The 11939-nt window shown below is 73.4% G+C and carries 10 protein-coding genes; 2 read left to right on the top strand and 8 right to left on the bottom strand.

The window, feature by feature from the left end; all coding sequences use genetic code 11:
• Positions 1-294: 294 nt before the first annotated feature.
• A complete protein-coding gene (gene rfbB / locus OG927_RS00530; RefSeq protein ID WP_056790150.1) occupies positions 295-1257 on the bottom strand; it encodes a dTDP-glucose 4,6-dehydratase in 963 nt (320 codons plus the stop codon).
• Positions 1258-1943: 686 nt separating this feature from the next.
• Between rfbB and OG927_RS00525 the strand changes: the two genes are divergently transcribed.
• Positions 1944-2393, top strand: a complete 450-nt coding sequence (locus OG927_RS00525) for a spore-associated protein (RefSeq protein WP_319109060.1) — start codon at positions 1944-1946, stop codon at positions 2391-2393.
• Between the two features lie 159 nt (positions 2394-2552).
• On the opposite strand, the gene OG927_RS00520 is transcribed toward OG927_RS00525, so the two are convergent.
• Both OG927_RS00520 and thpR read right to left on the bottom strand, forming a co-directional pair.
• A complete protein-coding gene (locus tag OG927_RS00520) occupies positions 2553-3443 on the bottom strand; it encodes a TIGR03620 family F420-dependent LLM class oxidoreductase (RefSeq protein WP_056790158.1) in 891 nt (296 codons plus the stop codon).
• Positions 3444-3890: 447 nt separating this feature from the next.
• Entirely contained in the window at positions 3891-4487 is a 597-nt protein-coding gene (gene thpR / locus OG927_RS00515; RefSeq protein WP_056790161.1) for an RNA 2',3'-cyclic phosphodiesterase, read from the bottom strand.
• 304 nt (positions 4488-4791) lie between these two features.
• Between thpR and OG927_RS00510 the strand changes: the two genes are divergently transcribed.
• Positions 4792-5070 (top strand): hypothetical protein, encoded by a 279-nt coding sequence (locus OG927_RS00510; protein WP_056790164.1) that lies wholly within the window; start codon positions 4792-4794, stop codon positions 5068-5070.
• 127 nt (positions 5071-5197) lie between these two features.
• Here the strand turns inward: OG927_RS00510 and OG927_RS00505 are convergent, their stop codons facing one another.
• The 5 genes from OG927_RS00505 to OG927_RS00485 form a co-directional block, all read right to left on the bottom strand.
• On the bottom strand, positions 5198-6757 hold the full coding sequence (locus OG927_RS00505; RefSeq protein ID WP_330319482.1) for a DUF4139 domain-containing protein: 1560 nt from the start codon (positions 6755-6757) through the stop codon (positions 5198-5200).
• 6 nt (positions 6758-6763) lie between these two features.
• Positions 6764-8878 (bottom strand): DUF4139 domain-containing protein, encoded by a 2115-nt coding sequence (locus OG927_RS00500; RefSeq protein ID WP_330319481.1) that lies wholly within the window; start codon positions 8876-8878, stop codon positions 6764-6766.
• Between the two features lie 325 nt (positions 8879-9203).
• On the bottom strand, positions 9204-9995 hold the full coding sequence (locus OG927_RS00495) for an ABC transporter permease (RefSeq protein ID WP_056790173.1): 792 nt from the start codon (positions 9993-9995) through the stop codon (positions 9204-9206).
• Positions 9992-10993: an ATP-binding cassette domain-containing protein gene (locus tag OG927_RS00490; protein ID WP_056790176.1), complete on the bottom strand. Its 1002-nt coding sequence runs from the start codon at positions 10991-10993 to the stop codon at positions 9992-9994. Before OG927_RS00490 ends, OG927_RS00495 begins: the two co-directional genes overlap by 4 nt.
• An 81-nt stretch (positions 10994-11074) precedes the next feature.
• A complete protein-coding gene (locus tag OG927_RS00485) occupies positions 11075-11917 on the bottom strand; it encodes a DUF4097 family beta strand repeat-containing protein (RefSeq protein WP_330319480.1) in 843 nt (280 codons plus the stop codon).
• Positions 11918-11939 lie beyond the last annotated feature (22 nt).

The raw sequence follows: 11939 nt of genomic DNA, 5'->3' as shown, positions 1-11939 counted from the left end.
GCGGCGCTCACCTGCGGGCGCCGGCCGTCTGCCGGTACGCTGCCGGGCGGGAAAGCGGGGACACCGGCCTCGACAACCTCGGGGGCGTCCTTGCCGGGCCGGTCCCCGGCACAGTGCACCGGCCGTACTTCCCTGCCGGTCCCCGGTGTCTTCCGGTCGGCCATATCTATCACCCTTGTTCATTTCTGTGTGAGGGAAGCCCGGGCCGCCGCAGGACCGCACCACGAGATCCGGGGGCCACCGCACGCATCACGAAGAAAGCCTCCGGGACCCTGCGCGCAGGGCACCGGACTTCTACCGGTCCCACCAGGAAGTGTTTTCCCTGTACCACTCGACCGTGTCCTTGAGACCGGTGTCGAAGGACTGCTGGGGGACGAACCCCAGCTCATCGCGGATCCTGGTCATGTCCAGGGAGTACCGCTGGTCGTGGCCGAGCCGGTCGGCGACCCGCTCGACCCTGTCCCAGCCCGCCCCGCAGCTCTCCAGCAGACGCCCGGTCAGCTCCCGGTTCGTCAGCTCCGTGCCGCCGCCCACGTGGTAGACACGACCGGGCCGCCCGCCCCGCAGAACCAGCTGAATGGCCAGGCAGTGGTCCGCGACATGAAGCCATTCACGAACGTTTCCGCCCTCCCCGTACAACGGGACCCGCCGGCCCCGCAGAAGGTTCGTCACGAACAGCGGGATGACCTTCTCCGGATTCTGGTAAGGGCCGTAGTTGTTCGAGCACCGGGTGATCACGACGTCCAGCCCGTGGGTCCGGTGCGCGGAAAGGACCAGCAGGTCGGAACCCGCCTTCGACGCCGCGTACGGTGAATTCGGTGCCAGCGGCTGCGACTCGGTCCACGACCCGTCCGCGATGGAACCGTAGACCTCGTCCGTCGACACATGGACGAAGCGCCCTGCCCCGTGCCGCCGGGCCGCGTCCAGCAGGACCTGCGTACCGAGCACATTGGCCGTCACGAACGGGCGCGCGTCATCGATCGACCGGTCGACATGCGACTCGGCGGCGAAGTGCACGATCACGTCGTGCCCGCGCACCACCTCGTCGACCAGTTGCGCATCGCAGATGTCACCGTGGACGAACCGGAAACCGGGATGCTCCGCGACCGGGGCGAGGTTGTCCATGTTGCTGCCGTGGCCGAGCTTGTCGATGACAGTGACCCGGGCGCCGTCCGACCCGGGAAGCTCGCCGGACAGCAGCGCCCTGACGTACTGGGACCCGATAAATCCTGCACCGCCGGTAACGAAGATCCGCATGCCGGCGACCCTAGGGCCTCCCGCTCGACACCCGCTCGAGCCCTCCCCGCACACGCCAAGACCCGGCCGCACACCACGCACCAAGACCCGGCCGCACACGCCGGTGCCCGGCCGCACACCGTCCGGTACCTCGGGCAGCGAACCGCCCACCCGGCCGGCACCCCTCCGGCAACGACAGCAGCCCCCGAGCCCGCCCCGCCCGGCGGCACCCTTCCTCTCCACCCGCGACACCCCGCCCCGTCCTCTGCCCACCCACCCGGAACACCCACCCCACCCCACCCCCCTCCCCGCCCCGGTCCTCTGCCCGGTTGCCCTGCCCGTCCGGTGCGCCCCCGTCCCGGGCACTCGTCCCGGGGCTGCGAACCGGCCCCCGCAGGCGCAAGGCGCATGCTCTCGGCCCGTCCGTCCCGCCCCGGTCCGGCGGAGGCCGGCAGGACCAGGGCGGGACGCGGCCCACCCCGGTCCTCGGGGCCGCCCGGACGCGGCCCACCCCGGCCTTCGGGGCCGCCCGGACGCGGCCGGACCGGCCCCGAATGAACCGGTGGACGCCATCAACAGGGCGCCGGGCCAACCCACTTCACCCCGAGGGCCCGTGTATCCCGGTCGGATCCCGGCACAACCATCCGCACCGTTCGAGGGTCACATCGAGTAGGAGCAAACCGCTCTCAGGTACACAAGGGGGAAATATGGGAATCACGCGTACTATCGCCGCTGCAGGGGCGGTCGCCGCCCTGGCCGTGGGCGGCACGACCGCCCTGGCCACGACCGCCTCCGCCGCACCCAACGTCACACCCCAGGGCGTCTGCGGCAGCGCCTACAAGACCGTGAACTCGGTGCCCGTCGGTTCACTGGGCACCGTCTACCTGACGTACAACTCCTCCAACGGCAAGAACTGTGTCGCCACGATCCGTTCCAACCCGGGCACGGCCAAGAGCATGTCCGTGTACGTCTACGTCCCCGACACCGACGCGTGGGCCGACGACTTCGGGAACTACACCTCCTACGCCGGGCCCGCCTACGTCTACGGCAAGGGCCACTGCGTGAGCTGGGGCGGCAACATAGCCAACGTGTACGTGTCGGTGGAGAACTCCAACTGCGCCGCCCTGAAGGAACGCCGGGTCACCGAGATCCGCTGATCCGGGCCTCACCCCGGCCACGGGTTCCCGCGCCGCCGCCTTCCCGCCGCCCGGCCTCGCGCACTGCCGCTGACCGCGGCCGCGCGGCCGGGGAGGCGGCAACGAGCCGCGGGCGGTGCGGGAACCTTCAGGGGACGGCCCGGAGCAGGGGGCACACCGCTACAGTTCGCCGGCGAACACCCCGGCCAGCTCACGCCACTGGGCCCGCGGCAGGCCGGCGCCGCCCTCACCGGCGGTGAGTACCTGGAGCGCGACGTGATCGGCACCGGCATCCAGGTACTCCCGTGTCCGCGTCCTCACCCGTTCGGTGTCACCCAGCGCGAACAGGGCGTCCAGGAGGCGGACACTGCCGCCGCCCCCGAAGTCGCTGTCGGTGAACCCCAGGCGCAGCAGGTTGTCGGTGTAGTTGGGCAGCCGGAGATACATGCCCAGCATGTTCCGCGCGGTGGTGCGGGCCCGGTCGAGGTCGTGGTCGAGTACGACCGTCAGCTCCGGGGCGAGCAGCGCGCCGGGGCCGAGCGCCTCGCGTGCCTCCGCGGTGTGCTCGGTGGTGACGAGATAGGGATGTGCGCCCAGCGACCGGCCGGCTGCGAGCTTCAGCATCTTCGGGCCGAGCGCCGCCAGGACGCGGTGTCCGCCGGCCACGGGCGGGGTGGCGGCGTCCAGGGCGTCGAGGTAGGCGACCATCGCGCTGTAGGGCTTCGCGTACTGCGGCACCATCGGGCCGTGGCTGACGCCCAGGCCGAGGACGAACCGCCCGCGTGCGCTCGCCTCGAGTGCCGCGATCCGTGCCGCCACGTCCTTCGCGGTGTGGTCCCAGATGCTCAGGATCCCGGTGGCCACGGTCACCGTGCGGGTCGCGGCGACGACGGCCGCTGCGTCGTCGGGCGTGGGACTGCCTCCGATCCAGACCGTGCCATACCCCAGTTCCTCGAGCTCGGCGACCGCCTCCTCGATCGCTGCCCTGCCCGCGTCGTCCGTCCGCGATGCGTGCAGAGCACTGCTCCAGATACCCACCCGTCCCCATGCCCCATGCGTCAGAGAAGTCATGGTGTGATCAACAGGCACCCCCGCCCTCTATTCCCGGCCGGGCAGGCATTCATCTCAACAGCGCATCCATCTCAACGCCGCACCCGGGCCGGCCCGCTCCCCGGTCCGTGCAGCACAGGCCCGCCCGACCCGACCCGGCCCGGCCGGACGGTGTGGTGCGCCGGCCGGCCCGGACGTGGTGGGCTTCGACGGGCTCGGCGGCCGGAGCCGGAGCCGGTGCCGCAGCCGTGCCGTCCGCGAGTCCCCGGTGGCTCGGCACGGGGGCGGGGGTGAGCCCCCGCACCGCAGGGCCGGCTGCGGAAGGCCGGGGCGGCGAAACGGCCGAGGGCTGCGGACGGGACGGGGCGGGCCGTGGGACCGGACGGGACGGGATGTCCGTGGGCCGGGGACGTCCGTGGGCTGCGGGGCCCGGGCCCCCCGGGGGGCAGGGAGGACGAGCGTCGTGTTTCATGCCCCTGTGCGGCCCCCGTCGCCCAGGGCCCAGGACTCGATGTCGCGGTAGTGGATCGGCCCCTTGCCGCGCCCGGCGTTGCTGCCGACCAGGTGCAGGCGTTCGGCAGGCCAGCGGCGGCCGGTGAATCCGGCGAGCCCTTCGGCGATCTCCGCTGCCGAGGTCCGATCTCCCCGACGGGCGCGGGCCAGCGTCAGATGGGGGCGCAGGGGCCGTTCCTCGAAGGTGACACCGCAGTTCCTGACCGCGCTGCGCACGTCGGCGGCGAGCGTGTGCAGTTCGCCGAGGTCTCCCTCGACTCCGCTCCACAGCACCCGGTCGTCGAAGCTGCCGCTGCCGCGCAGTGCCAGACCGGGCGGCCGGCGGCCGGCTGCGAGGTCGGCGAGCGGCCGGCGCAGCAGCGGTACGGTCCCGGCCGGCAGCTCCCCGAGGAACGCCAGGGTGATGTGCCAGTCCTCGATGCGGTTCCACCGCAGGTGAGGGTGTGTGCCATAGGCGGGGCCAAGCTCCCGGGCGAGTTCCTCCTTCGCGTGGTCGGGCGGGGCGAGGGCGATGAACACGCGAACGGTCGCGGGCCGAGTCTGTTCGTTCACACCGGACTTCGTACCTCATCGGGTGTCCGGGGCGACGCCCGGGCCGGGGAACGACGTGCGGGGTGAGGCGACGGGACGGCCGTCCTCGGCACCTGCCCGCACCGCGCGGCCGCACCACGCCCGGGCCGCCCGGGCGTACACACCCTTCGAGGCAGAACACCGGCACGTACGCCCGCAGCCCCGGCCCGCGGCGGGGCCTTCACCGGAGCACCGGGCGACCCGGCGCCGAAGCCGAAGCCGAAGCCTAGGTCGGGGCCGGGGCCGGCAGGTCCGCACTGTCAGTGGCGGCTGGAAGGCTGGGGGCATGGACAGTGACGACGAGCAGCTGTTGCGCGGCCGGGTGTACGGCCAGGACCCGGGGGCCCCGGACCAGGGACCGAGGCGGGGGCAGACCTACGCCGAACTGGTCGGGGGGCCGCTGGACGGCCTGCTGCTCGACATCACCGGCTGGACGAGGGACGCGATCCGTACCGGTGCCGCGCTGAAGACCGAGCTCGGGCGGTTCGGCGGCGGGGGACGGGCCTTGTACGACCAGCGCCCCGGCGACCCGGGGCGCTGGGACTGGTCCGGCGACACCCCCTGAGCGCACCACACGAGGTGTCACCCCGGGCAGCCGGCCCGGTCCCGGAGCCCGGAGCCGGGGACCAGTGACCCGGGTTCCGGGTCCGGTTCCGTACGGTGCCCGACCCTGCCCGGCAGCACCGTTGCTCTCAGAGCCCGGTGACTTTCGCGTTCGCCGTCAGTTCGTAGACGAGGGTGAGTGTGCGGTGGCCGCGGGGCGACAGGGGGACGTCCCAGCGGGCTATGCCCTCGGCGTCGACCAGGTCGGGTGCGGGGGAGCAGGACTCCTCGAGCAGCCGTACCCCCACCGCGGAGACTTCGGAGACGGGGAGCCGCTCCCGGACCACGACCACCCGCTCACCGTGTTCCCCGGGGGCACCGAACCGCGACAGGTGCAGTCTCACCGTGCGGGTGATGACGGTCCGCTGGGTGAGCCCGGCACTACTGCGTGACTCCTCGGCATGCCGTACCACCCGGTGGTCGTCGCAACTGCCGAAGGCGAGCTCGACGGGCGCGCCGGGAGCGGTGAAGTCCAGTGTGCCGCGGCCGCTGAATCCGCTGTCGCGAACCAGGTCCACGGGCCCGGCGAGCAGCGCATGGCCGGCCGGTCCGTCGAACCGCACCACCCGGGTGACCAGGTCGGACAGCTCGGGTGAACACGCGTACTCACTGCGTGCGGCTGTGGTGAACGCGGACAGCGGCACACGGTGCGCGGTTCCGTCACTGGGCACGAAGACCCCCGCAGGGGACCGCAACACCTGTGCTTCGCCACCGTCGTCGACCCCCGGCAGACCCCGTACCGGTGCCGGGCCCAGCGTCCCGATCTCCTCCTCGCGCACCTCGACGTCTACGACACGGCGCTCCGCGACGGAGCGGTCCGTGAGCGTCAGCCGGTCCTCGACCAGGTCCGGCGCAACGGTGGCGAGCGCGGAACGGGCCGTCGACAACGTCAGCCGTACGTCCGACCAGTCCTCACCGGTGCGCTGCCAGACCATCGCATCCGTCTCCAGCGTCAGACGGTCCCCCTCGAGCACGGCCCGGTAGGCGGGCCGCCACAGCGCACACGGGGTCAGGTGGCTCAGACGCACACCGACCGGCCCGGCAACCGCGCTCTGCACGGTCAGCTCGATGTGGCCGACGAGTCCGGCGGGCTCCTCCTCGGCTGCGTGCAGGGCCTGCCCGGCCTCGCCGAGCTCCTCGCCCAGGGCCCCGAGCCGCGCCTCCACGGTGCGCAGCTCCTCGCCGCACGTGTCGCGTTCCTGGTCCACCCGGTCCAGTTCGCGGGCCCAGCGGGGCCCGTCCGTCTCCCCGGCGCCGGCACTCTCACCGATCTCGCGCAGCAGATCGGTGGCCAGGCGGCCCAGGAGGTCCTGGCGGGTGTGCAGCCGCTCCTGCCGGCGGACCAGGGCGAGCTGCTCCTGGGTGAGGGTGTGCGCGTGTCTGCGCAGGGCGGAGTCCTCGGCGTGCGGCAGCGGCCCGCGCGGTGTCCAGCTCCGGACGATCCGCACGTCCAGGACGGTCGCCGGGTGGTCGGCGCTCAGCTCGGCGTGAAGGGTCCGGTCGACGGCCAGGGCACTGACCGGGCCCAGGCGCAGCCGCTGGATCCCCGCCTCCAGGTCGAGGGTGACAGCACGCTCGACGTGGGCGCGGTCCTCCAGGCAGGTGACGGCGGTGACGGGCAGGGCGATCGGCTTCGGGGCCGTGGTCATCGTGGGTCAGCTCCTGCGGTTGCCGCCGGCGAGGGCCTTCCCGGCCGGGATCCGGATCTCGTAGCCGCCGTCGAGGACGGCGGTGCCGCCGGCGGGCAGGTCCACCCGCCGGATGCGGGTGCCCGGGGCGTGACGGTCGGGCCCCGGGCCGTCCTGGGGTGCCGTCCAGCCGGCCCGTTCCTCGATGCGGACATCCGCTTCGGTGGTGACGGGCACCCGCTCGCGGACCTCGAGGGTGACGGGCCGCGCGAGGCGGTTGGCCACCTCCACGCGGACCTGGTGATCGAGCACGGTGATGTTGCTGCGCAGCCCCGAGGCGGACTCGTGCAGGTTGGTGCGGCGGGTGACCCCGATGCCTTCGGCCGGTCCGAGACCGAGGCGGCACACACCGCCGGGGGCGAGCGCCGGCAGCGCTGCGGTCAGCAGGAATGCGCCGTCGACGACGACGTCCACCGGGCCGGCGAGCAGAGCCTGGTCGGTGGCGTTGGAGAGCACCGACGTCGCGTACACGGTCTGCTCCACCGACGGTGTGCAGAGGTACTCGGTGCGCAGCGCGACCGGGATCTCGCCGATGGTGACGGTGTGCCAGGTGCCGTCGGAGGGAATGTCGGCGCGGGCGGGCGGATCGAAACGGTGGTCGAAGGAACCCGCCGGCCCCCCGGGCCGCACGGCGTGCCCGGGCAGCGGCAGCGAGGCCACCGATTCGGCGCGGCGGCGGTACCCGGCCGCCACCGGGTCGAAGGGGGAGCCGGGGAACAGCAGGCCACGTCGGCCGCCGTCCTCGTCGGGCCCGCACAGGACGAGCCCGCCGTAGTCGAGCTCCTCGCCGCTCGGTTGCGGTGCACCGGCCCCCTGCGCAGGGACGTCCTGCGCAGGGACGGGTGGCGCAGGGGAAACAGGCACGGCCCGGCCAGGAGCCCCGGACGCCCGCGGCGACCCGAAGACGGGCGCCGCGGGGGAGGGGGCCGCGGGGGCGGGGGCCTTGAAGGCCCCGCCGGCGGAACCCGGCCTCCCCGCACCCCGGCCCGCCCCGACCGGCGGCGCGGGCCCGGACCCGATACCTGCGTAGGGCTCCGGGGCACCCCCCGGCACCGCGAACGCGGCGGGAGGACCGCCGTAGGCCTGCGGGGCGGGCGCCGCGACGGGGCCGGCCCCGGCAGCCGGCGGCCCGGCGTCCGGAACAGGACACGGGCCCGCCGCGTCGTACCCGGAGAACAGGCCGGCGAGACCCGCCGGGGGCTCGCGCCAGCCGGAGGGCGCGCAGGCGGGCTGACGGCGCCCGATCCGCACCGAGCGGAGCCTGGGCAGAGCGGTGCTGCGCCGCAGGTCGGCCGTGGCCAGGGCGAGGGACACACCGCTCCAGTCCTCCCCGGTGCGCTGGGCGACCGAGGCACGCAGCACCAGACGGCCGCTGCCCTCACCCTGACGGTAGGTCAGGCGGTAGGCGGGCACCCAGACGGCGCCCGGCACCCCGTACTCCACCTCCACCTCGATCTCCGTCGCGGTGTCACCGGCGGCGGAGGTGTCGACGGCCAGGAGGGCCGAGAGCGTCGTCTCCACATGTGCCGGGGGTGTACCGGTCGAGGCGCGGGCGAGCCTGTCCTCGGCGATGCCGAGCGCGTGGCCGGAACTGCGCACCTCCTCCTGTGCCTCCGCCAGCCGGGTGTGCAGCCCTGCCAGCCGCTCGTCCACGAACCCGGCGAGTTCCAGCCACGCCCCGACCGGGGTACGACGGGGCGGGTCCTGGGACCTGCGGGCCGGCGGGACCGGGCGCAGAGCCCTGATCTCCTCGATCAGGCCCAGCAGATGGTCCCGGCGGCGCAGGGCCGCCGCGTACTGCTCGCGCAGCCCCTCGGCCGCCTCCCGCAGCCCGCCGGGCACACGAGCGCCGGACGGCCCGGCCTCGGCCTCCACCCTGGCCTCGCTGACACGCACCCCGGGAGCGTCCGGAACACGCACCCGCAGCGAGGCCGGGTCCAGCGAGCGGGGCAGACCCGTCACCCGCACCCTGCCGTCCGGCGGCACACTGCCCCGCGCCAGGCGCCGGCACACCGCACCCTGCGCGTACACCACCACGGAATCGAGGGTCGACTGCCACCTCTGCGCTGTTTCGTCCGTCATGTGCTGCGCCCCCTGTTCATGCTGGGCGAAGCCTACGCCCGGGCCCGTGGCCAGCCGCGTCCGCGTACAGGTGCGCCCGGCCCCGCCTTCGGGCCCGCCGCGGTGGGGCCGGCCCGCGGCGGTGTGCCCCCGCGGTCCCTGACTCGCGGGGGAGGCCGGCGGCAGGGGGTGCGGGTTCCGGCCGGTGGTGTCCGGGCTGCCGGGTCCCGGCGGGCGGCCGGGAACGCGGGCGGGGCGGCGTACGCCGACGCGGTGTCGGAGTGCGCCGCCCCGGGCGGGACGCTCACGCGGAAGGCGGAAGCGGGGAGTGGGGAGGTTGTTCTGGTTACTTCGGGTCGCGGTCGAAGGCTGCCTTCGACCAGAGGTAGCCGAGCACGGTGAGGCCCAGGCACCAGGCGACGGCGAGCCATCCGTTGTGGCCGATCTCGGTGCCGAGCAGCAGGCCGCGCAGGGTTTCGATGGCGGGTGTGAAGGGCTGGTACTCGGCGATCGGCTGGAACCAGCCCGGCATCGCTTCGACGGGGACGAAGGCGCTCGAGATGAGGGGCAGGATGATCAGCGGCGTCGCGTTGTTGCTGGCCGCTTCCGCGTTCGGGCTGGCCATGCCCATTCCGACGGCGATCCATGTGAGTGCCAGGGCGAAGAGGGCGAGCAGGGCGAACGCCGCGAGCCATTCCAGGGCGGTGGCGTCGGTGGAGCGGAAGCCGATGGCCACGCCGACGGCTCCGACGAGGACCACGCTGGCGACCGACTGCAGGACGCTGCCGACGACGTGTCCGACGAGTACGGATCCGCGGTGGATGGCCATGGTGCGGAAGCGGGCGATGATGCCTTCGGTCATGTCGGTGGAGACGGAGACGGCGGTGCCGACGACGGTGCTGCCGATGGTCATCAGCAGGAGGCCGGGGACGATGTAGGCGATGTAGGCGGAGCGGCCCGTCCCGCCGCCGCTGATGCCGGTGCTCATGGTGTCGCCGAAGATGTAGACGAAGAGCAGCAGGAGCATGATCGGGGTGAGCAGGAGGTTGAGGGTGAGGGAGGGGTAGCGCCGGGCGTGCAGGAGGTTGCGGCGCAGCATGGTGGAGGAGTCGCGCACGGCGAGGGACAGGGTACTCATCGGACGGTCTCCTCGGGCTGGGTGTTCCGGGTGTTCCGGGCGGGCACGGTGGTGGCGGTCAGGGCGAAGAACACGTCGTCGAGGTCGGGGGTGTGCACGGTGAGTTCGTCGGCCTCGATGCCTGCGGAGTCGAGCCGGTCGAGGATGGTGCGCAGTTCGCGCTGGCTGCCGCCGCTGGGGATCTGCAGCGACAGTGCCTCGTCGTCGGCGGTGACTTCGCGCAGGGCCGAGGTGGCGGACCGGTAGGCGGCCGGGTCGGTGAAGCGCAGGCGGACGTGACCGCCCGGGACGAGCCGCTTCAGTTCGTCGGCGGTGCCCTCGGCGGCGATCTTCCCGTTGTTCAGGACGGCGATGCGGTCGGCGAGTTCGTCCGCCTCCTCGAGGTACTGGGTGGTGAGGAAGACGGTCACCCCGTCGGAGACCAGCTCGCGGATGATGCCCCACATGGTGTGGCGGGAGCGGGGGTCGAGGCCGGTGGTCGGTTCGTCGAGGAAGATGATCCGGGGGCCGCCGACCAGGGTCATGGCGATGTCCAGGCGGCGCTTCATGCCGCCGGAGTAGGTGGAGGCGGGCTTCTTCGCCGCGTCGAGGAGGTCGAAGCGCTCCAGGAGCTCGGCGGCGGTGCGCCGGCCCTCGCTGCGGGAGAGGTGGTGCAGGTCGGCCATGAGGAGCATGTTCTCCTCGCCGGTGATCAGGCCGTCGACGGCGGAGAACTGCCCGGTGACACCGATCGCGGCCCGTACGGCCTGCGGGTCGGCGGCGAGGTCGTGGCCCGCGACCTGGGCCTGCCCGCCGTCGGCGGTGATGAGCGTGGACAGGATCTTCACGGCGGTGGTCTTGCCGGCGCCGTTCGGCCCGAGCAGCGCGAACACGGACCCGGCCGGGATCCGCAGATCGATGCCGTCGAGAACGGTCTTGTCGCCGTACGACTTGCGCAGACCGACGGCGGATACGGCGGCCGCCGGCGTGCGACCGTCACCCGATCTGGATGTGGGCATGACAGAAATAGGCATGGGGCTCTCCCGTTCGGAGGCTGGAGTGGATGGGGGAGCGGGTGGGCCGGGGCCCGTTGGTCGGGGTCAGGCCCTGGCGCGGCGGACGTCGATGCTGCCGTGCCGGGTGCGGGCGCGGACCCTGACGGTGTCCTCGGTCTCCTCCGGGGCCCCGGACGCGGTGAGGGTGTTGCGCACCTGCCCGGAGCCCGACTGGACGTCGAGCCAGGCGGCGGTGCCCTCGCGGACGCCGACTTCGATGGCGCCGTGGTGGGTCTCCAGCTGGACGGTGCCCCGGGCCACCTCACCCACGCGCAGGGTGCCGTGGGCGGTGGTGGCGGTGACCGAGTCCTCGGCGCGCCGGATCTCGATGTCACCGTTGGCGCCGCTCACCCGCAGTTCACCGGTCACGGCGCCGACGGTCGTGGTGCCGTGCGAGTTCTTCAGGACGGCGGGGCCGTCGACGAGGCCGACACGCATGCTGCCGGAACTGGTGGTGATCTCGGCCGGGCCCTCGACCCGGTCCACGGTGATCGAGCCGTGGGACGCGGTCAGCCGCAGCGGGCCGGTCGTGTCCAGGCGGACGTCGCCGGCGGAGGTCTTCACGCGGACCTCGCCGAGCCGGCCCTCGCCGAGCACCTGGGCCCAGGCGCCGGTCACCTCGATGCGTGAGCCCGTGGGCAGTTCGACCGTCACGTCGACGGTGCCGGTGCGGCCGAACAGGTTGGGCTTGGGTGTCCTGACGGCCAGTTCACCGCTCGCGTACGTGGTCTCGGTCTGCTCGGCCGCCCGCACGTCCTGGTCCTTGTCCGGGTCGCGGGGCCGCACCTCGACGACGGTGTCGGAGCGGTCGCCCGCGGTGAACTGGATGGAGCCGGCATCCACGTGCGCCGTGGCCGAGATCGGTTCGGGGGTGTCGAAAGAAGGCATGGCTGTCCCGTCCTCTTGGGTC

It is taken from the genome of Streptomyces clavifer (genome assembly GCF_036345975.1).
GTDB classification, from domain to species: domain Bacteria; phylum Actinomycetota; class Actinomycetes; order Streptomycetales; family Streptomycetaceae; genus Streptomyces; species Streptomyces clavifer.
Note: the sequence above shows the minus strand (reverse complement) of the source record. Positions and strands in the feature narration are given on the sequence as shown.

What these genes read in the sequence shown, in the direction of transcription:
- rfbB (WP_056790150.1), bottom strand. Translation starts at nt 1,257, where the DNA reads ATGCGGATCTTCGTTACCGGCGGTGCAGGATTTATCGGGTCCCAGTAC.
- OG927_RS00525 (WP_319109060.1), top strand. Translation starts at nt 1,944, where the DNA reads ATGGGAATCACGCGTACTATCGCCGCTGCAGGGGCGGTCGCCGCCCTG.
- OG927_RS00520 (WP_056790158.1), bottom strand. Translation starts at nt 3,443, where the DNA reads ATGACTTCTCTGACGCATGGGGCATGGGGACGGGTGGGTATCTGGAGC.
- OG927_RS00510 (WP_056790164.1), top strand. Translation starts at nt 4,792, where the DNA reads ATGGACAGTGACGACGAGCAGCTGTTGCGCGGCCGGGTGTACGGCCAG.
- OG927_RS00505 (WP_330319482.1), bottom strand. Translation starts at nt 6,757, where the DNA reads ATGACCACGGCCCCGAAGCCGATCGCCCTGCCCGTCACCGCCGTCACC.
- OG927_RS00500 (WP_330319481.1), bottom strand. Translation starts at nt 8,878, where the DNA reads ATGACGGACGAAACAGCGCAGAGGTGGCAGTCGACCCTCGATTCCGTG.
- OG927_RS00495 (WP_056790173.1), bottom strand. Translation starts at nt 9,995, where the DNA reads ATGAGTACCCTGTCCCTCGCCGTGCGCGACTCCTCCACCATGCTGCGC.
- OG927_RS00490 (WP_056790176.1), bottom strand. Translation starts at nt 10,993, where the DNA reads ATGCCCACATCCAGATCGGGTGACGGTCGCACGCCGGCGGCCGCCGTA.
- OG927_RS00485 (WP_330319480.1), bottom strand. Translation starts at nt 11,917, where the DNA reads ATGCCTTCTTTCGACACCCCCGAACCGATCTCGGCCACGGCGCACGTG.